17 protein-coding genes are annotated in these 19,715 nt (G+C 67.7%); 8 read left to right on the plus strand and 9 right to left on the minus strand.

Annotation, left to right across the window (positions count from 1 at the left end; translation table 11 throughout):
* The first annotated feature begins 69 nt into the window (after window positions 1-69).
* Entirely contained in the window at window positions 70-888 is an 819-nt protein-coding gene (locus tag NGM07_RS19000) for an ABC transporter ATP-binding protein (protein WP_382195639.1), read from the plus strand.
* The gene (locus NGM07_RS19005) at window positions 875-1,705 is read left to right on the plus strand and encodes an ABC transporter permease (RefSeq protein WP_253514533.1); all 831 of its coding nucleotides are present in this window, start codon (window positions 875-877) and stop codon (window positions 1,703-1,705) included. Before NGM07_RS19000 ends, NGM07_RS19005 begins: the two co-directional genes overlap by 14 nt.
* Window positions 1,706-1,742: 37 nt before the next feature.
* Here NGM07_RS19005 and NGM07_RS19010 read toward each other — a convergent pair whose 3' ends face one another.
* The 3 genes from NGM07_RS19010 to NGM07_RS19020 all read right to left on the minus strand — a co-directional run bounded on the left by NGM07_RS19010 (window position 1,743) and on the right by NGM07_RS19020 (window position 4,834).
* Window positions 1,743-2,546, minus strand: coding sequence for an ABC transporter permease (locus tag NGM07_RS19010; RefSeq protein WP_253514535.1), 804 nt, complete (start codon window positions 2,544-2,546; stop codon window positions 1,743-1,745).
* Window positions 2,547-2,548: 2 nt separating this feature from the next.
* On the minus strand, window positions 2,549-3,661 hold the full coding sequence (locus tag NGM07_RS19015; protein ID WP_253514537.1) for an ABC transporter substrate-binding protein: 1,113 nt from the start codon (window positions 3,659-3,661) through the stop codon (window positions 2,549-2,551).
* A gap of 162 nt (window positions 3,662-3,823) precedes the next feature.
* Window positions 3,824-4,834 carry a hypothetical protein gene (locus tag NGM07_RS19020; protein WP_253514539.1) on the minus strand — a complete coding sequence of 337 codons (1,011 nt, stop codon included), beginning with the start codon at window positions 4,832-4,834 and terminating at the stop codon, window positions 3,824-3,826.
* A gap of 269 nt (window positions 4,835-5,103) precedes the next feature.
* On the opposite strand from NGM07_RS19020, the gene NGM07_RS19025 reads away from it, so the two are divergent.
* A complete protein-coding gene (locus NGM07_RS19025; RefSeq protein ID WP_253514541.1) occupies window positions 5,104-5,811 on the plus strand; it encodes a hypothetical protein in 708 nt (235 codons plus the stop codon).
* 96 nt (window positions 5,812-5,907) lie between these two features.
* Here the strand turns inward: NGM07_RS19025 and NGM07_RS19030 are convergent, their stop codons facing one another.
* Window positions 5,908-8,004: an outer membrane protein assembly factor BamB family protein gene (locus NGM07_RS19030; protein ID WP_253514543.1), complete on the minus strand. Its 2,097-nt coding sequence runs from the start codon at window positions 8,002-8,004 to the stop codon at window positions 5,908-5,910.
* Between the two features lie 2 nt (window positions 8,005-8,006).
* Window positions 8,007-8,954: a twin-arginine translocation signal domain-containing protein gene (locus tag NGM07_RS19035; protein WP_253514545.1), complete on the minus strand. Its 948-nt coding sequence runs from the start codon at window positions 8,952-8,954 to the stop codon at window positions 8,007-8,009.
* On the opposite strand from NGM07_RS19035, the gene NGM07_RS19040 reads away from it, so the two are divergent.
* The 4 genes from NGM07_RS19040 (at window position 8,953) to gyrA (ending at window position 14,871) form a co-directional block, all read left to right on the plus strand.
* The gene (locus NGM07_RS19040) at window positions 8,953-9,237 is read left to right on the plus strand and encodes a hypothetical protein (protein ID WP_253514547.1); all 285 of its coding nucleotides are present in this window, start codon (window positions 8,953-8,955) and stop codon (window positions 9,235-9,237) included. The two genes, NGM07_RS19035 and NGM07_RS19040, sit on opposite strands and share 2 nt — an antisense overlap.
* Window positions 9,238-9,332: 95 nt before the next feature.
* A complete protein-coding gene (locus NGM07_RS19045) occupies window positions 9,333-10,310 on the plus strand; it encodes a mechanosensitive ion channel family protein (protein WP_253514548.1) in 978 nt (325 codons plus the stop codon).
* A 100-nt stretch (window positions 10,311-10,410) separates the two neighbouring features.
* A complete protein-coding gene (gene gyrB / locus NGM07_RS19050) occupies window positions 10,411-12,324 on the plus strand; it encodes a DNA topoisomerase (ATP-hydrolyzing) subunit B (RefSeq protein ID WP_253514550.1) in 1,914 nt (637 codons plus the stop codon).
* 42 nt (window positions 12,325-12,366) lie between these two features.
* Window positions 12,367-14,871 (plus strand): DNA gyrase subunit A, encoded by a 2,505-nt coding sequence (gene gyrA, locus NGM07_RS19055; RefSeq protein ID WP_253514552.1) that lies wholly within the window; start codon window positions 12,367-12,369, stop codon window positions 14,869-14,871.
* 83 nt (window positions 14,872-14,954) lie between these two features.
* Here gyrA and NGM07_RS19060 read toward each other — a convergent pair whose 3' ends face one another.
* The 4 genes from NGM07_RS19060 to NGM07_RS19075 form a co-directional block, all read right to left on the minus strand.
* Entirely contained in the window at window positions 14,955-15,644 is a 690-nt protein-coding gene (locus tag NGM07_RS19060; protein ID WP_253514554.1) for an HAD family hydrolase, read from the minus strand.
* 85 nt (window positions 15,645-15,729) lie between these two features.
* The gene (locus tag NGM07_RS19065) at window positions 15,730-16,113 is read right to left on the minus strand and encodes a DUF7522 family protein (protein WP_253514556.1); all 384 of its coding nucleotides are present in this window, start codon (window positions 16,111-16,113) and stop codon (window positions 15,730-15,732) included.
* 338 nt (window positions 16,114-16,451) lie between these two features.
* Window positions 16,452-17,372 carry an arginase gene (rocF, locus tag NGM07_RS19070; RefSeq protein WP_253514557.1) on the minus strand — a complete coding sequence of 307 codons (921 nt, stop codon included), beginning with the start codon at window positions 17,370-17,372 and terminating at the stop codon, window positions 16,452-16,454.
* Between the two features lie 591 nt (window positions 17,373-17,963).
* Window positions 17,964-18,884 (minus strand): NAD-dependent epimerase/dehydratase family protein, encoded by a 921-nt coding sequence (locus tag NGM07_RS19075; RefSeq protein ID WP_253514559.1) that lies wholly within the window; start codon window positions 18,882-18,884, stop codon window positions 17,964-17,966.
* A 218-nt stretch (window positions 18,885-19,102) separates the two neighbouring features.
* On the opposite strand from NGM07_RS19075, the gene NGM07_RS19080 reads away from it, so the two are divergent.
* Window positions 19,103-19,636, plus strand: coding sequence for an Rrf2 family transcriptional regulator (locus tag NGM07_RS19080; protein WP_253514561.1), 534 nt, complete (start codon window positions 19,103-19,105; stop codon window positions 19,634-19,636).
* Window positions 19,637-19,715 lie beyond the last annotated feature (79 nt).

A 19,715-nucleotide genomic window follows, 5' to 3' on the forward strand; every position in this document is an offset into this window, starting at 1 on the left:
GTGGGGGACGACGCTATCTCGAAATCGGCGGAAGGGACCGGGGGCGACGAACGGGTGCGCGACGCCGCGATTCGCCTCGACGGCGTGAGCGTGGAGTACGACGGCGTGCGCGCCCTCGCCGACGCGGAGCTCCGCGTCGGCGAGGGCGAGTTCGTCACCGTCATCGGGCCGTCGGGGTGCGGCAAGACGACCATGCTCCGGACCGTCGGCGGGTTGCAGGAGCCGACCGCGGGGTCGGTCCGCGTCGCCGGCGACCCGCCAGAACGGGCCAAACAGGCCGGCGACGTGGGATTCGTCTTCCAGCGCCACGCGCTCCTGCCGTGGAAGTCGGCGCTGGGTAACGTCACCTTCCTCCGGAAGATGGCCGGCGAGTCGCCCGACCCCGAGGGGGCCAGAGAACTGCTCTCGACCGTCGGCCTCGGAGGCTTCGAGGACGCCCGGCCCGCCGAACTCTCCGGCGGGATGAAACAGCGCGTCGCCATCGCGCGAGCGCTCCACCTGGGGGCCTCGGTGCTACTGATGGACGAACCGTTCGGCGAACTCGACGAACTCACCCGCGAGGAGATGGGCGTCGAGGTCCGGCGGGTGTGGCGCGAGGAGGGAAAGACCGTCCTCTTCGTCACCCACAGCGTCCCGGAGGCGGTGTTCCTGGCCGACCGATGCGTCGTGATGAGCGGCGACCCCGGCCGCATCGAGGGCGTCTTCGACGTCGACCTCCCCCGCCCGCGCGACGAGTCGGTGTACGGCACCGCGGCGTTCCAGGAGCAGGTCGCCCGCGTCCGGACCGCGCTCCACGCCGGGGCCGGGTTCGGCGCGTCGAACTCGGGCACGGAGAGCGCGGGGAACGTCTCACCGGAGCGAGGTGACATCGACGGTGACCGTCGCTGACTCGCCCGCAGACGGAACGCCCGCCGACGAAGCACACGCTAACGGGTCGTCCGGTCCCGAATCGCTCGCCGACCGGACGCCCGCGGCGAGTGTCGTCCTCCCGACGGCCGCGCTCGCGGTCGGCGTCTTCGCGTGGTGGGCGGTGGTCACCCTCTTCGGCGTCCCCGCATACCTCCTGCCCTCGCCGGTCGCCGTGGCGGCCAGACTCCTCGACCGACCCGACCTCTACGTCCGGAACGGGTGGGTGACTCTCCAGACGGTGCTGTCGGGCGGCGCGCTCGGCGCGCTCGCCGGACTCCTCGCCGCGGTCGGCGTCGTCCAGTCGTCGCTGCTCCGGCGCGCGCTGTACCCCTACCTCGTCACCGCGCGCGTGCTCCCGAAGGTCGCGCTCGCGCCGGTCCTGCTGGTGTTCGTGGGGACGGGTACCGGGACCGCCCAGACGTTCGTCGCGCTGGTGGCGTTCTTCCCGGTGTTCGTCGACGCCGTCGCGGGGTTGGACGAGACGCCCGACCGCTACCTAGACCTGCTCGAATCGGTCGACGCCGGCCCGGTCCGGACGTTCCTGTTCGTCCGACTCCCGGCCGCGCTCCCCGCCGTGTTCGCCGGCCTCAAGCAGTCGGCCGCGCTGGCGGTCGTCGGCGCCGTCGTCGCCGAGTGGATTCTCACCGACGAGGGACTCGGTTTCCTCGTCCTGGTCGGCGCGGAGAACGTCCAGACGGCGGCCGTGCTCGCGGCGGTCGCGGTACTTTTCATAGAGGGATATGCGGTTTATGGGCTGGTGGCGCTGGCCCAGAAGCGAGTGGACTGGCGGTCGTGACGAACGCCCGAATTGCCGAAAAAACCGGTTCCGCGGGCTACCTCCGACGAATCCGCCGCTCGACGAACGCGGGCACGAGGTAGAACGCCACGCCGAGCGCCGCGAGCGCGAACAGCGCGGCGATCATCCGCGGCGTCTGGAGTCGCGTCGAGGCGTGGAACACCCGGTAGCCGAGTCCCGCGGTGAGCGTCAGGAACTCCGCGACCACCGCCCCGACGACGCTCGCGGCGGCCGCGACCTTCAGCCCCGCGAACGTCTCGGGCGCGGCGGCCGGAAGCCGAACCCGCACCAGTCGCGCGCCGGTCGGCGCGCCGACCGACCGCGCGAGGTCGAGGTACTCCCGCGGAGTCGCCCGGAGGCCGTCGTAGGCCGCGACCGTCACCGGGAAGACCGCGAGCGTGGCCGCGAGCAGCGCCCGCGCGCCGAGGCCGTGGCCGAACCACCGGAAGAGGAGCGGCGCGACGGCGACCAGCGGGACGATTCGGAGCGCGACCACGTAGGGCCGGGCGACCGCCGCGGCCGTCTCGGAGGCGACCATCGCGAGCGCGAGCGCGACGCCGACGGCGCCCCCGGCGATCAGTCCGAGTCCCGCAGTCGCGGCCGTGATTCCGGCCGCACCTAGGAGCGTCTGCCACTCGGCGGCGAGTGCGACCGCCACGTCCCGGGGGCCGGGAAAGACGACGGGCGGCACGCCCGACGCCTGGATGGCCCACCACCACCCGACGACCCCGAGCGCGGCGACCGCCAGCGGCGGTCCCGCGCTCGCGGCGAGTTCGCGTACGCGCGAACCCGCCCGCGTCCGCCGCCGATGTCCGTGGTTCGCTCCGCGGTCGGTCGCCATCGCTATCCGTTGGAGGTCGTCGTGGTGTTTCCGGTCGCGGTGGTCGTCCCGCCGGTCGTCGTCGTTCCGGACCGCCCGACGCGCACGAGCGAGGCGTACTCCCCGACTGCTCGGGCGTCGGTCGGGAGGTGGTCGTTGGTCCACGCCGCCGCCGGGTCGGTCTTCCCGCCGAGCAGGCCGCCGTCGCGGAGCGCCCGGTACATCGTCCGCCAGGGCTTCGACTCGCTCCACCCCCAGCCGTGCTCCCGGACCGCGTTCGAGAGGACGTACTGGCGGGCCATCTGCTCCCACTTCGCGCGCTGTACCTCGCGCGTCTCGGCGAGCGAGGGTTCGGCCTTCACCAGGATGTCGGTGGCTTTCCCGGGGTTGTTCGTCGCCCACGCCGCGCCGCGGGCGGTCGCCCGCAGGAAACTCCGGACGGTCCCGGCGTTCTGCTTCGCGTAGGACTCCTCGGTCGCGACGACGTGACCGTAGGAGGGTATCGCCTCGGCGACCGAGACGGACGAAACCCGGTTACCCTTCTGGCGGGCGACCACCGCGTCGCCGAAGACGCCGCCCGCGGCGTCTATCTTCCCGCCCAGTAGCTGCTGGACCGTGTCGTAGCCCGTGTCGACCAGTTCGACCTGCGAGAGGACGCCCTTCTCCTTCAGCAGGAGCCTCGTCAGGAGCTTTACCATCCCCGGCCCGGTGCCGACCGTCTTGCCCGTTAGCTGGTCGACGCTCGTGAGTTTCCCGCCGAACGTCTCGCGCGTGGTGAACACCACGACCGGACTCCGCTGCATCATCACCCCGACCGAACGGGGCGAGAGGCCGCGGCTCCGGACGTTGAGCACCTGGTCGGCGCTGGTGACGGCGAACGGGACGTTGCCCAGGCCGACCTGCTTGGCCGAGAAGTCCGAGCCCTGCCCGGCTTTTATCTCGCTCACCGGCGCCCTGGCTTGCTGGTAGTACCCCCTCGCCTTGGCCACGTAGTACGGGACGTGAAGCCCGCTCGGCTTCCAGTTCAACAGCAGGCTGACGCCGTCCGACTGGCCGGCCGCACCGCCGACCGCGCCCGCGAATCCGACCGCCGAAGCACCCGTCGCTCGAAGGAACTGTCGTCGTGTCTCCCCCATGTTATCCGAGAAGCTGTTCGGCTGTCAGCCGTATAACGTTTCGGGCGGACCGGGGGTGGACGCGCCCGCCGGCCCCACGTTCGATTCCGTCTCGTCCGGTCCCTCACGCTCGTCCGGGTCCGATTCGATTCCGGCGGAACGGTACGTCCCGTCGGTGACTCCTCAGCCCTCGGTCTGGTTGCCGTCGTCCGACGTGGTCGTGCCCTCGTCGGTCGCGCCGCTGCGAGCCTCCGCTTTTACGGTTTCGGTCGTGCCGGTCGTCTGTCCGCCCGCAGTGGTTCGGGTTTCGCCGGTCGCGGTGGTCCGCTGGGCCGCGGTCGTGGTTCCGGCCGCGTCGGCCGTCGTCTCGGCGGTCCCGTTCTGACCGGCCTGGCCGAGCGAGACGCCCGACAACCGGAGTTGGGTCAGCGTGTAGTTCTCGACCACCGCGGTTTCGGCGGCCAGCGCGGGCTGACCGGTCGACTCGGCCGCCCCGCCGGTCGCGCCGCCGGCCTGCGAGAGGGAGACGTTCTCGGTCGCGCCGACGTAGACCGTCGCGTTCTCGACCGCGAGGCCGTCGACGGTCTGGTTCTGGAGGACCGCCTCGTCGATGACGAGCCGAGTCTCGATGCGGACGCGTCCGCTCTCCTCGATGAGCGCCTTCGCGAGCGTGTCGTTCCGGATGGTGACGTTCTCGACGGTCAGGTCGGTCACGAACCCGGTCGACTCGATGCGCTGGACCGCCACGTCGTTGTAGGTTCGGTTAGTGGCGTTCTCGCCCGACGCGTTCACCAACGTCAGGTGTCCGAACTGCGCGTTGCGGACCGTGACGTTACGCAGCGTGAGTTGCTCGACGGTCACGTTCCGGGCTTCTACGTGAGTCCCGGAGCCCTGGGTCGCGTTGCCGGCCTGCTGGGTCGCGTTCGTCCCCGGGGCCTGGGTTTCGTTCGCGCCCTGGGCCTGCTGGGTGTCGTCTGTCGCCTGCGTCTGCTGGGCCGCGGTGGTCGTGCCCTCGTCGGTCGCGCCGCTGCGGGCCTCGGCCTTCGTGGTTTCGGTCTGCGTGGTCGTCTCCTGCAGGGCCGAGTCGGCGGACCCCGCTCCCGGTTGGGCAGGGCCGACGTCGCCGATGAGTCCGGCCGCCCCGCCGGTGAGCGCGAGCAGCAGTGCTACCAGTATCGCCAGTGTGTCGTTCATTCCGCGACTCGCTACGCCGAGGCCGCGGATAAACGACCGAGTCCGTTTTGGCGACCGCGCGCCGACATTTCGCTCCGTTTCGTATTACAGCGCCGTTTCGATTCCGAGCGGGTCGTTACACCGAGGTTAACCGGGGCGACCGGCCGCGACCGAGGGAGAGGGTCCGTCGCGGGCCGGCGGAGGAACGAGCCACTACCGGCGGGAGGACGCAACCGCGCTCCCGTAACGGTGACGCCAATTTAAGGGCGTCTGCGTGTGGTTTCCCGTAGATGTTCGACACAGACCATGCGACCCTGATAGTCGGAGTAGTAGCGCTCGCGGTCGTCGCGCCGCTCGCGGCCGGCGCCGGCGTTCCGGCCGCGCAGAACGACCGGCCGACTCAGTCGGCCGGTCTACAGTCCGCCTCCACCGCCGACGGCCCGGCCCAGACCGGGCAGGGCGTCGGCGTGGGCAGGCTCTCGGCCGAGACGGTGATGCTCCGCAACGTCACGGCGACCGACGTGGTAGTACGGGATCTAACCGTCCGCCGGATGGGCCAGCACCGGAACGTGACGTTCGCGAACGTCTCGCTCGACCGCGTTGTCGTCCAGCGGGCGAACCTCTCGGACGTGCAAATCCGTGATGCGACGATACGAAGCCGGGAACTGCTCTCGGCCCTCGGCATTCCCTTCGGCGGGTTCAACCTGAGCAATCGTTCGGTCCGGCGCGTCACCATCCGGAACCGGACTGTCGACGGCGTGGTCGTCCGGAGCCTGACCGTTCGGTCGGCCCCGGGACTGAACCTCTCGAACACGGAGAGCGTCGCGGGCGACGCCGCGGTGAACGTTTCGTCGCCGGCGCTCACGGCAGGCAACGTGACCGTGAGCCAAGTTCGGTCGTTCCAGGTTTCGGTCGCCGGGCAACCACCGGCGAACGCGACGGCCGAGGCGGCCAGATTGACGGGACTGAATGCCGAGACGGCCGCGGAATCGGCGTAGTCCCTCCTTTTTCGTCGAGACACCGAAATCGGCTCCGGAACGTCCGGAAACCGGAGAAGGGCGAGCGTCAGAAACCGGAGAGAGCGTCGCGGGACCTTACTCCTCGAAGCCGCCCGACGACCAGACCGTTATCTCGTCGTCGGCCGCGACCGCGACGTACTGGATCTGCTCGGTCGGGTCCTCCCACACCACCGGCGCGGGGGTGATGCGGTCGGCGTCGGTCTGGGCGCTCCAGATGCGCTCGCCGGTCTTGGCGTCGAGCGCGTAGAGGTGGCCGCCCGAGGAGGCGACGAACAGGACGCCGCCGGCGGTCGCGGTCGTGCCGCCAGGCCAGATGCGCCAGTGGGACCACTCGGGGCTGACGTCCGGGAGTTCGGTCCGCCACGCGAGGTCGCCGCTGGCGGGGTCGACCGCCTGAACGTACGCGTTGTGGGTGGTGTCTTCGGAGGCGAGTCGCGAACCGCCCTCCGCGAGCGTGATGTCGCCCTCCGTCACGTACTCCCAGTCGGGGTCGTAGGAGACCCGCTGGGCCGCCTCGACGGCGGCGATGTACCGCATCCCGGTTTCGGGGTCGTACGCGCACGGCGGCCACTCGGTCGCGCCGATGGTGCCCGGCCAGGCGGTCGCGGCGTTCTTCTCGCCCCGAGGCGGGAGTGCGAGAAAGTGCTCGGCCCACTCGTGGTCCTGCTTGGTCCAGGGCGCGGTGCGTTCGAGCAGTCGGCCGGTTTCGGCGTCGTAGACGTAGGTCCAGCCGGCCTTCTGGTCGGTCGAGACCGCGCGCCGGGTTTCGCCGTCGACCTCCAGGTCGAAGACGGTCGGGGTGGCGTGGCTGTCGTAGTCCCACAGTTCGTGGGGAATCTGCTGGCTGGCCCAGTTGATCTTGCCCGAGTCGAGGTCCACGGCGACGATGGAGTTCGAGTGGTGGTTCGGCCCGGGCCGGACGAGTCCGTTCATCATCGGACACGGGTTGCCGACCGCGTAGAACACCGTGTTCGTCTGGGGATCGACCGAGGGACTCATCCACGGGGCGGCGCTGGCGAACCGCCAGCTCTCGTCGACCCAGGCGTCCTCCGGGGCCATGTTGACGGTCCACTGGACGTCGCCGGACTCGGCGTCGACCGAGGAGGCGACGCACCAGCCGCCGAAGTCGCCGCTCATGCCGACGAGGATTCGGCCGTCGTAGGCGATGGGCGCCTGGCTGATGGACATCCGCTTGGGGTACTCCATCTCGCGCTGCTGGCGCTCCGTCAGCATGTTCGTCTCCCACTCCTTCTCGCCGGTGTACCGGTTGAGCGCGACCAGGTGCGTGTCGGTCGTCGCGAAGTACACCTTGTCCTTCCACACCGCCACGCCGCGGTTGCGGCCGGTCTGTCCGACCGCGTCCTCCGGTAGCGCGTACTTGAACTGCCAGTACTTCTTCCCGTTCCGGGCGTTGGCCGCGACGACCGAGAGGTTGCTCGTGGTGTAGTACATCACCGGCGGGTCGGTCGGGACGATGATCGGGTTCGTCTCGATGCCCGCGCTGTCGGTCGGGATGGAGTACTTCTGGGTGAGGCTGGCGACGTTGTCGGAGTCGAGCCTGTCGACCGGCGTGTAGCCGCGCTGGCCCAGTCCCTTGTCGTAGGTGAGCCACGAGTCGCGGCGCTCGCCGTCCTCCCGGAGCATGTTCGTCGTCACGGAGAGCTTCGGCATGTCTTCCTGTGCGGCCCCCGGACCCGGCGGCTGTTGGATGGGTTGCTGCTGTTGCTGGCCGTCACCGCCGCCGCGGACCTGCATGTCGCCGACCATCGAGTTCGGGTGGATGGTGCAGATGTACTGGGACATCTCCTCGGTCGCCGTGAACACCAGCGTGACCGTCGCGCCCTGCGAGGAGTACACCTCGGTCCCCATCAGCCGGTTACCGTCGGCGTCCTGGATGACGAAGTTGTGCGGGGCGCCGTCGATGTTCTCCCAGCGGACCCGGTAGCGGTTGCCCGCCTCCAGGTTCAGCGTGGGGTTCACCTGCCCCTCGATTCGCTTGGGTTGGCGACCGTGCCAGCCGGAGATGCCGCCGCCGAACACGAACTCCGTGTCGTAGTCCTGCATGAAGTTGACGTGCTCGTCCTCGTCGCGGGCCTCCGGCCCGGTGTCGATGTAGTGCGGTCGCTCCTCCGGTTCGATCTCCTCGGTCTCGGGGTCGATATCGGCGGACATCGTTAGTTAGGAATTTCCAGGTCGTTGTCGCGCTCGGCGCGGGCCTCCTCGTCGATCCAATATGCGTCCTCGGGCAGCAGGTTCTGGGCGATGGCCTGCAGTGCGAACCCGCTGGATAGTAGTCCGGCAAGTTCGTCGTCCGTGGTGTCGGCGCCGCGGGCATCGCCGTCCGCGACGCGGCGGGCGCCGTCGACCATCAGGTCGAACCCGGCCGCCATGGCGCGGGCGTCCCACGTTGCGTCGGCCAGGATGTCGTCGGTCAGCAGCACCGCGTTCGTCCAGATGTGTTCGTCGAGGTCTTCGAGCCACAGCAGGACGCCGCCGGCCGCGGCCTTGGTCATCGGCGGGACGTACTTGGCGAACTCCATCTGCTCGCGGGGCAGTTGGTCGGTCGACACCCAGTGGCGGTCGCCGATGCGTTCGCGGTGGTTGACCGTGGTCGCCAGCAGGTCGACCAGTTCCCGCTGGTCGAAGCCGAGTTCTGACAGCGACCCCGCCAGCCCTTCGCTCACGACGAACCGCCGGACGCTGTCCTCGATGTACCCCGGCGTGAACTCCGGCAGTCGCTCGGTCGTGCTCTCGAAGAAGCCGACCTCGCCCAGGTGGTCGTAGACGGGGCGGGCCGCCTCCGCGACCGCCGCGAACTCCCCGCGGGGCCCCTCGTTCATTCCGGGGAGGCCGCGCTCGGGGACCGCGGTCAGTCCCGACGCCGCCTCGGCGACCGCCGCCTGACGGTCGGCGAGCAGGCTAGCGTCGAGTTCGCCCGCGAGGTCCGACCGAATCGCCTCGCCGACGCTCGCCAGTCGCTCGGACCCGCCCGTAGAGAGTTCCGACCGCACGTCGTCGAGGGTCGCCCCGCCGGCGGCGACGGCACCCCCGACGCCGAGTGCCTTCAGAAACTCCCGGCGCTGTTCGTCAGTTACACGTTCGTCTCCGTAGCCGTGAGCCATGTTCTCCAGTTCGGGTAAGGGAAGAATCCCGAAAAGGAGCCGACATAGTTTCCCAGCGTTCCGCGTTTCAATGCCCGATGTCGCCGATTCTAAGACGGTGGGCTTCGAACCGAAACGGCCCGGGTCGTTCGAGGCTCCGCCTAACGCGTCGCCGCCGGTCCGGCGGTTCGCCGACGCGCGGGGAACGACCGATTACTCCGCCGCCGACCGGGTCCCGGCGGTCGTCCGAACGTCGGACGACCGCCGGGGAACGACCGCGAACCCCGCGGAAAAACGGCGGTAAATTCTGCGGGAAACCGCGACGAGAGGCTCCTCCTCGGCGCAGTCCGGACTTCGGCCCGAATCCCTTTAGTAAGCGTCGTGGTACGACGAGGGGGTATGTTAGACGCTCTCAGACGGGCGGCGCTCGGTTCGACGGGACGGGCGCCCTCCCTGACCGACCGGGGAGTCGTCGCGCTGTTGCAGGACGGGGGCGGCGGCTTCGAGTGGCCCACCACGACCGAGGAGTTGATCGCCGAGTTCGGCGGCCTCATCGGCGACGTGATCGCGTTCGTGCTGGCGTTCGTCGTCGTCTACTTCGTCGGCAGGTACCTGCTGGTCAACCTGGTCGACCGTACGATGCGGGCGCGGGGAATCGACGAGACGGTCCGGCAACTGGCGACCAGGACGGCCGGAGCGGTGGCGCTGTTCGTCGCCGTCGCGGTGGCGTTCACCGTGGCGGGGTTCGGGGCGTTCCTCGCGGCGTTCGCCACGCTGGGCGGCGCGCTCGCGCTGGCGGCCGGTTTCGCGGCCCAGGACCTCGTCGCCAACTTCGTCGCCGGGGTGTTCATCCTGAAGGACGAACCGTTCGAGGTCGGCGACTGGATAGAGTGGTCGGACTACGCGGGCGTCGTCCGGGAGATCGACCTCCGGGTGACGAAGGTCGAGACGTTCAACAACGAGGTCGTCACGGTGCCCAACTCCGAACTGGCGAACAACCCGGTGACGAACCCGATGGCCAACGAGAAGCTTCGGATGCAGTTCACCTTCGGCATCGGCTACGACGACGACATCGACGAGGCGGCCGACATCATCGTCGCCGACGCCGAGAGCTGTGAGGAGATACTCTCGGACCCGGCGCCGTCGGTCCGGACGACCGAACTGGCCGACTCCTACGTCGGACTGGAGTCCCGAATCTGGATCGACGACCCCGGCCGCGGGAAGTTCAAGGAGGTGCTGTCCGAGCACGTCGAAGGGGTCAAGGAGCGTTTCGACGCCGAGGGCGTCGAGATGCCCTACCCCTACCGAGAGCTGACGGGCGGTATCGGCATCGAGGAGGTGAACAACGTCGACCAGGTCCGGGTAACGGGCGATTGACCGGCTTCCATGACGGCATCCTGTCGACGGAGAGGGAGTTAGCGTGCGCGCGCGTGCGTGAGTTTTATCAATACTGAGCCTCTACCCTAAATCACGTTTTATGAGTCAGGAAAGTGAATACGGGGCCGGGCAGATTCAGGTCCTCGAAGGTTTGCAGGCGGTCCGCAAACGCCCGGCGATGTACATCGGCTCTACCGATACGCGAGGATTACACCACCTCGTTTACGAAGTCGTTGACAATTCTATCGACGAGGCGCTCGCCGGCTACTGTTCCGCGATTGATGTAACCCTCCACGAGGACGGGTCGGTGAGCATCGCAGACGATGGCCGGGGCATTCCCGTGGACACCCACGAGGAGTACGACGCCCCCGCCCTGGAAGTCATCCTCACCGTCCTCCACGCTGGCGGGAAGTTCGACAACAAGTCCTACCAGGTTTCGGGCGGCCTCCACGGCGTCGGCGTCAGCGTCGTCAACGCGCTCTCCGAGCGGTTCGAGATAGAGGTCCGACGCGACGGCGGCGTGTTCCGCCACGCCTTCGAGCGCGGCGAACCCGCCGGCGAGATGGAGCGCGTCCGCGACCTCGAAGACGGCGAGGAGACGGGCACCTACCAGCGGTTCTGGCCCGACGGCGACATCTTCGAGACGACCGAGTTCAAGTTCTCGACGCTGGCGACGCGCCTGCGCGAACTGGCGTTCCTGAACTCCGGCGTTGCCATCACGCTGACCGACGAGCGGGACGGCCAGACCGAGACGTTCGAGTACGAGGGCGGCATCCGCGAGTTCGTCGAGTACTTGAACGAGACGAAGACGCCGCTGCACCGCGACGTCATCTACTTCGAAGACGAGGCCGACAACATCCAAGTCGAGGTGGCGATGCAGGCCACCGACGAACTCCAGGGCTCGATCCACGCCTTCGCCAACAACATCAACACCCGCGAGGGCGGCACCCACCTCACCGGGTTCAAGACCGCGCTGACCCGGGTGGTCAACGACTACGCCAACGACAACGGGATGCTCAACGACCTCGACGAGAACCTCACGGGCGAGGACGTCCGTGAGGGTTTGACCGCGGTCATCTCGGTCAAGCACCCCGACCCGCAGTTCGAGGGCCAGACCAAGACCAAACTCGGCAACAGCGAGGTCCGCGGCATCGCGGAGTCGACGGTCCACGAGGGACTGGCGACGTTCTTCGAGGAGAACCCCGACACCGCCGAGGCCATCATCTCGAAGGCGGTCGAGGCCGCGAAGGCCCGCAAGGCCGCCAAGAAGGCCGAGGAGTTGACCCGCCGGAAGAACGCGCTCGAATCGACCGCGCTCCCCGGCAAACTCGCCGACTGTCAGTCGCGGGACCCCAGCGACGCCGAACTGTTCGTCGTGGAGGGCGACTCCGCGGGCGGGTCGGCCAAGCAGGCCCGCGACCGAGAGTTCCAGGCCATCCTCCCGCTGTTCGGCAAGGTGCTGAACGTCGAGAAACACCGCCTCGACCGGGTGCTGGAGAACGACAAGATTCGAAACTTCATCACCGCCATCGGCACCGGCGTCGGCGACGAGTTCGACCTCGACGAGGCGCGCTACCACAAGATCATCATCATGACGGACGCCGACGTCGACGGCGCCCACATCCGGACGCTGTACCTTACCCTGCTGTACCGGTACATGCGCCCGCTGCTCGAAGCGGGGTACGTCTACGCGGCCCAACCGCCGCTCTACCGCATCCGCTACCGGGGCGAGACGTACGACGCGATGACCGAGGCCGAGCGCGAGGAGATAATCGAGGAGAAATGCGACGGCAACCCCTCCCAGGTCCAGCGGTTCAAGGGGCTCGGCGAGATGAACCCCGAACAGCTCTGGGAGACGACGATGAACCCCGACAACCGCATCCTGAAGCAGGTCACCATCGAGGACGCCGCGGCGGCCGACAAGATGTTCTCGGTGCTGATGGGCGACGCGGTCGAACCGCGCAAGCAGTTCATCAAGGAACACGCCACCGAGGCCGAATGGGTCGACATCTGAGAACCGTTTCGACCACGAAAACCAACAGAAACACGACAATACATGAGTGCTGACACACCAGACCTCCCTGACGAGGTCGCAGAGCGAGTACGGAGCGTCCGCGTCGAGGACGAGATGGAGCAGAGTTACATCGACTACGCGATGTCGGTCATCGCGGGCCGGGCACTACCGGACGTCCGGGACGGCCTCAAGCCCGTCCACCGGCGCATCCTCTACGCGATGCACCGGGCGGGCATCACCAGCGGTGCCGGCCACCGGAAGTGTTCCAACATCGTGGGCGACACGATGGGCGACTTCCACCCCCACGGCGACCAGTCCATCTACGACGCGCTGGCCCGGATGGCCCAGCCCTTCTCGATGCGCTACCCCCTGGTCGACGGTCAGGGCAACTTCGGCTCGGTGGACGGCGACCCGCCGGCCGCGATGCGGTACACCGAGGCCCGGATGGACTCCATCGCCGAGGAGTTGCTGGCCGACATCGACATGGACACCGTCGACTGGCAGTCCAACTACGACGACCGGCTTCAGGAGCCGGAGGTGCTGCCCTCGGCGTTCCCGAACTTGCTGGTCAACGGGTCGTCCGGCATCGCGGTCGGGATGTCGACCAACATCCCGCCGCACAACCTCGGCGAGGTCATCGACGCGACGGTCGAACTCATCGAGAACCCAGAGGCGACCGTCGAGGACCTGATGGAGCACGTCAAGGGACCGGACTTCCCGACCGGCGCGAACATCGTCGGCCGGAACGCGGTCCACGCCGCGTACAAGACCGGCCGCGGGCGCATCCGGGTCCGCGCGGAGTTCGAGGTCGAGGAGAACGAGAACGGCAGCGACCGAATCCTCATCACCGAACTTCCCTTCCAGACAAACAAGGCCCGGATGATCGAGAAGATCGCCAACTCGGTCAACGAGGGCACCATCGAGGGTATCCGTGACCTGCGCGACGAGTCTGACCGCGACGGCATCCGCATCGTCGTCGAACTCAAGCAGAACGCGATGGCGGAGGTCGTCAAGAACCAGCTGCTGGAGCAGTACCTCGAGAAGACGTTCGGCGTCATCAACCTCGCGCTGGTCGACGGCCAGCCCCAGGTGCTGACGCTGAAGGAGACGATCGAACACTACCTTGACCACCGCAAGGACGTCGTCCGACGCCGGAGCCAGCACGAACTCGACGAAGCCGAGGACCGCGCCCACATCCTCGAAGGTCGGCTCACGGCGCTGGCGAACGCCGACGACGTGGTCGACATCATCCAGGACGCCGAGGACCGCGACGAGGCGAAGGCCGACCTGCGCGCGGAGTACGACTTCTCCGAGGAGCAGGTCGACCACATCGTCCGGATGCAACTCGGTAGCCTCACCTCGCTCGAAGCCGCCGAAATCGAAGACGAGTACGAGGAGGTCCAGGCCCGAATCGAGCGACTCGAAGAGATTCTGGGCAACGAGTCCGAACTGCTGGCGGTCATCAAGGAGGAACTGCTCGAAGTCAAGGACGAGTACGCCGACGACCGCCGGACCTCGTTCATCGAGGACACCGCCGAGGTGACCCGCGAGGACCTCATCGCCGAGGAGGACGTCGTCGTGGTGCTCACCGAGCAGGACTACGTCAAGCGGATGCCGGTCGCGCAGTTCGACGCCCAGAACCGCGGCGGCAAGGGCATCATCGGCGGCGACATCAAGGAGGGCGACCGGGTGTCGAAGGTGTTCCGGGCCAACACCCACGACCACCTGCTCTGCTTCACCAACCACGGGCAGGTCTACCGGCTGAAGGCCTACGAGATTCCGGAGATGTCCCGGACCGCCCGCGGGAAGTCGGCCATCAACCTCCTCGACCTCGACGACGGCGAGGAGCTGACGGCGGTCGTCAACACCGACGACTTCGCCGACGACGAGTGTCTGAGCATGGTCACCCGCGACGGCTACGTCAAGCGGACCGCGACCGAGGAGTTCGACAACATCCTCTCGACCGGCATCATCGCCGCGAAACTCGAAGACGGCGACGAACTCGTCGACGTGAAGGTCACCGACGGGACCAAGGACCTCCTGATAGCCACCGCCGACGGCATGTCCATCCGCTTCGACGAGAGCGAGGCCCGCGAGATGGGCCGCAACGCCCGCGGCGTCCACGGCGTCGACCTCCAGGACGGCGACGAGGTGGTCGGCATGGTCGCGGCCGACGACGACACCGACGAGGACCTGCTGACCGTGACCGAACGGGGCTACGGCAAGCGCACGCCGCTCGCGGAGTACCGCCCGCAGTCGCGTAACGGCATGGGCCTGGTCGACATCAAGACCGGCGACCGCAACGGGTCGGTCACGTCGGTCAAGGCGGTCGGCCCCGACGACGGACTCATCATCATGAGTTCGGGCGGCCAGATCATGCGCATCCGGGCCGACGACATCTCGGAGGTCGGCCGGAACACGATGGGCGTGAAGGTGATGGAACTCGAAGGTGACGACACGGTCGCGAGCGTCGACGTGCTGCCCGGCGGACGCCGGGAATCCGGCGACGAGTCGGCCGACCTCGAAGCCGAAGTCGCCGAAGAGTAACGCCGAACGACCGCCTCTCGCGATTCTTCTCTCATTTCCGTGGGTCGTTCGTTCTTCGTCGGTCGTTCGTTTTCAGCAGTTGGTCACTTTTTCGCGGTCGTTCGCTCGCCGTTCGCTATCCGCTCGACGTCGTGGAGGTCGGCGACCTCGTACGTCGGTTCGACCGAGAGTTCGAGGTCGGCGCGGTGGGCGCGCCGGACGAACGCCGAGTCCATCCCGGCCCGGCGGGCGGCCTCGACGTCGCTCTCGCTGTCGCCGACGTAGAGCGCGCGGTCGGGGTCGGCGCCTATGTCGGCGAGCGCGCGTTCGAGGTAGTAGGGTTCGGGCTTCTTCCGGGCGACGCTCTCGATCGTCGCCTCCCGGCCGTAGTAGGTTTCGAACAGGTCGCCGAACTCGAAGAACTCCAGGATGAACTCGATGGTTTCGTGCTGGTTCGAACTCACGATACCGAAGTAGTGGTCGAAGTTCGCCAGCGCGACCACGTCGTCGTAACAGTCGCGCACGCCGTCCTCGAACTCCGCGCGCTGGCCCTTCGAGGCGAGGCGGTCGCGGGCCGCCCAGAAGGTCTCCCGGTCGACGCCGTAGGCCCCGCAGACGTCCCGGAGGAGGTCGGGGGTGACTCCGTACATCACGTCCTCGACGTGGGACTCCTCGGCGTCGTCGATGCCGACCGCTTCGAAGGCGCTCCGCGCCGCCTCCCTGAGGGTGTCAATGCTCGGCGGTTCGACCAGCACGCCGTCGTTGTCGAACAGCACCGCGTCGTAGGCCGTCATTTCGCTCGTGCGTGCTCGCGGCGGCGACTTGAGGTCGTCGGTTCGCGGACGTCGGTTCGCGGACGTCGGTTCACGGACATCGGCTCTACTCGTCGAGGTCGGCGCCGGCAAGCGCGCCGACGGTCGCGCCGACCGCCGCCGGGTCGGGCGCGACGCCGACGAAGACGCCCATCTCCTCGTCGGCGTCCCACGCGACGACGTGGGCGGCGCGCTCGAACGCCCGTACCGTCACCTGGACCTCACCGAGGAGGTGGGTCAGTTCGTCGTGGTCGTGGGCCGCCAGTTGTTCGCCGACCACGGTATCGACGAGGTCGAGGATTTCGTTCGGGGAGTACCCCTCGTGCACGTCGTCGTGGAGGTACGCCAGGGTGTAGTCGTGGGCCGGGAGGTTCCCGTAGAACACGCCGTGGAGGTCCTCGCCGAGTTCCGCGCGGAGTTCGTCCACGAGCGAATCGACCTGCTCTCGCATACGCTCGGATTCTCCAGCGCGATAATAAATCCACCAGATAATCGTTGAAGGAGGCCGATTCGACGTAATATCTACACCATCGACGAAGAAACCGGGGCTCGAAGGCAGGAGTCCGATGCGTCCAAACAGGACGTCTTGCGAACGCTCCCCCGGTATCGCGATGCGGTCGACAGGGCGCGAAGCGCCCGCACCAACGGGTTGTAGGATGTGAGCGAGACGACGGCGCATCGCGCCGTCGTCTCGCTCGCGTGTCCTTTTTTGGTCCAGATTTTTTCGAGAAGTGGTGGCCGAGCAGGCCGAAGGCCTGCTCGGCGACCCGACGAAGAAAAAAGGTGGTTTTAGAGGATGCGCTTTCCGAGCGCGCTCGCGGCGAGTTCGACCGCGAGTTCGGCGGTTTCGTTGTGTTGGTCGAGAATTGGATTCACCTCCACGACTTCGAGCGACCGGAGCGCGTCGTCCTCCTCGCCGCGCTCGGCGACCATCTCCAGGGCGGTGTGCGCCTCGCGGTAGGTGACGCCGCCGCGGACGGGGGTGCCGACGCCGGGCGCCTCCTTGGGGTCGAGCCAGTCGAGGTCGAGGCTGACGTGGATGCCGTCGGTGCCGTTCGTCACCACGTCCAGCGCGTCCTCGACGACCGGCGCGATGCCGCGTTCGTCGATTTCGGACATCGGGTAGGCGGTGACGTCGCTGTCGCGGATGGCCTCGCGTTCGGTTTCGTCGAGGCTCCGGAGACCGACGATGGCGACGTTCTCCTCGCGGATGTTCGGGGCGTTGGCCCACTCGGTGTCGGCGAAGTCGCCGATGCCGAGCAGCGCGGCCAGCGGCATCCCGTGGACGTTGCCGCTCGGGGAGGTCTTGGGGGTGTTGAAGTCGCCGTGGGCGTCGAACCAGATCACGCCGAGGTCGGCGTCCCGGGCCGCGCCGCCGGCGGTTCCGATGGCGATGGAGTGGTCGCCGCCGAGCACGAGCGGGAAGGTTTCGTCGTCGAGGGCGGCAGCGACCTCGTCGCTCAGGCGCGTACAGACGTCGGCCGTCTCGCGCAGGAACTTGGCCTTCCCCTCGACGGGGGCCTCGGCCTCGGGGTCGCGCTCCTCCGCGCGGGGGACCCGCAGGTCGCCCGCGTCGGTCGTCTCGACGCCCGCCGCCCGGAGTTCGTCAGCGAGGCCGGCGTAGCGGATGGCCGACGGTCCCATGTCGACGCCGCGTCGGTTCGCGCCCAGGTCCATCGGCGCGCCGATGATCTGCACCTGTCTGCTCATGTCCGGAATCTCGGCGGCCGGGCGTAAAGAAGGACGTGCTTTCGGTTTGTGGCGAGAATTGCGACTGGACGATTCTCCTGCCGTTCGTCCTCCCGCCTTCGACTGTGCAGCAGCGACCGTCGCGAAAGTCTTCCACGGAACGCAGACGCTATCGTAACGACGACCGCCCCGAAAGCCCCCGGTCGCTGGCGGTCGTTCCGCGGGATATTCGACTCGTGCCTATGGCGCGAGTCGAATAGTGGCCCGTCGGAAGCGACCGAGGGCCTGCGGCCCGCCAGCGACCGGCCCCTTTCAGTCCCGCCACGTCGGCTGGTCCGCCGTCGGGTTCCGGGGAAAGATTCACCGGGCGCAAGCCGGCTTCGATGAAAATGCGCGACGCTACTCTTAGGTCACGGCGTGCACGACGCGGTGCGGTTTCGTAGTCATCGTGCGAGTAGCGGTCGCGGTTGCGGTCGTGGTTGTGGTTGTGGTGGCGGTGCGGTCCTTCAGTGATGTGCGAGACGGAGATACCGGCGTTAGATTTGCCTTCTCTTCGTCTACGCCACACGGGTTCCCTCTCGAAATTCGACCAAGCACTACGACCGAACGAACCTACTCGTAGTACGAACAGACCTCTTTCAGCCCCTCTTCGAAGCTGATCTCCGGTTCCCAGCCCGTCGCCTCCTTCATCTTCGTGTTGTCGGCCATGGTGTCGTGGACGTACACCTTCTCCGGGATGGGATTCTCGACGTACTCGGGTTCGACGTCCGCGCCCAGTTCCTCGTTCAGGCGCTCGACCAGCGTGTTGATGCTGTAGCTCTCGCCGGTGCCGAGGTTGTAGATGCCGTCAAGTTCGTGGTCGGCCGCGAGTTCGAGGCCGCGGACGATGTCGTCGACGTGAGTGAAGTCGCGGGTCTGGGTACCGTCGCCGTAGATGACCGGCGATTCGCCGTGGGCGATGTCGTCGGCGAACTGCGCGATGAGGTTCGCGAACTCGTCTTTGTGCTCCTCCGCGCCGCCGAAGCCCTCGTAGACGCTGAAGAATCGCGTCCCCGCCATCGACATGTCGTAGTGGTACGAGAAGTACTCCCCGTAGCGCTCGCGGGCCAGTTTCGAGGCCTCGTAGCCCGTCCGGGCCTTCACCGGCATATCTTCGGGGGAGGGTTCGGTCCGGTCGCCGTAGATCGAGGAGGTCGAGGCGTAGACAACGGTGTCACAGCCGTCGTCGCGGACCTGCTCGACGGTGTTGACGAACCCCTCGACGTTGACCCGCGCGCCCTTCACGGGTTCGTCCTCGTGCATCTGGTACGACGACAGCGCCGCGATGTGAAAGAGGACGTCGACGCCCTCCGTCGGCAGGTCGTCGTCCAGCACGCTCGCGTCGTGGAACTCGACGGCGTCGTCGAGGTTCTCGGGCGTCCCCAGATAGAGGTCGTCGACCGCCACGACGTCGTTGTCCTCCGCGAGGTGGTTCGCGAGGTTCGAGCCGATGAACCCCGCGCCGCCAGTCACGAGAACTCGCTTTCCGTTCATGTGTCGAGGCACCGTCGCCACCGTCAAAGGGGTATCGCTCCGTCGCCGCTTGTGGCGTCGGGCGGACCGCCCATACGCGCCCGTCGCGGGGGGAAGGCCGTCTCGTCGTGGCCGGGGAGCCGGGCCGGTTAAGTACCCCGGCCGGGAACTGTCAAGGTATACGTGCGAGCTCGGGCGGTCCGTCGGATTTAAGGAAATCTATTACCAAGAATTGCATAATGTCGACCATCGAACTCACACCGAGCCAGAAAACGATTCTCACCGCGCTCGTAAATCTCCACCGGGAGTCCGAGGACGCGGTCAAGGGCGAGGACATCGCCGACGAAGTCGACCGCAACCCCGGCACCATCCGCAACCAGATGCAGAGCCTAAAGGCGCTGCAGTTGGTCGAGGGCGTCCCCGGCCCGAAGGGCGGCTACAAGCCGACCGCCACGGCATTCGAGGCGCTCGACGTCCAGGAGATGGAGAGCGCCGCCGAGGTCCCGCTGTTCCACAACGGCGAGGAGGTCGAGGAGGCCAACGTCGAGGAGGTCGACCTCACGAGCGTCCACCACCCCGAACTCTGCCGGGCGGAGATCCACCTCCGCGGGTCGGTCCGCGACTTCCACGACGGCGACTCGGTCCGCGTCGGCCCCACGCCGCTGTCGAAACTCGTCATCGACGGGACCCTCGACGGTAAGGACGACACCAGCAACATCCTCGTCCTGAAGATTGACTCGATGGAAGCGCCGGCCGAAGAGCCCGAACACTGAACCGTCCGCGGCTCGGTCACTGATTCTCTCCGCTACTCGCTGTCTCGCGACGACCGCGCTCGAACCTGTTCGACCGAGT

This window comes from Halorussus vallis (genome assembly GCF_024138165.1).
Classification (GTDB): Archaea; Halobacteriota; Halobacteria; order Halobacteriales; family Haladaptataceae; genus Halorussus; species Halorussus vallis.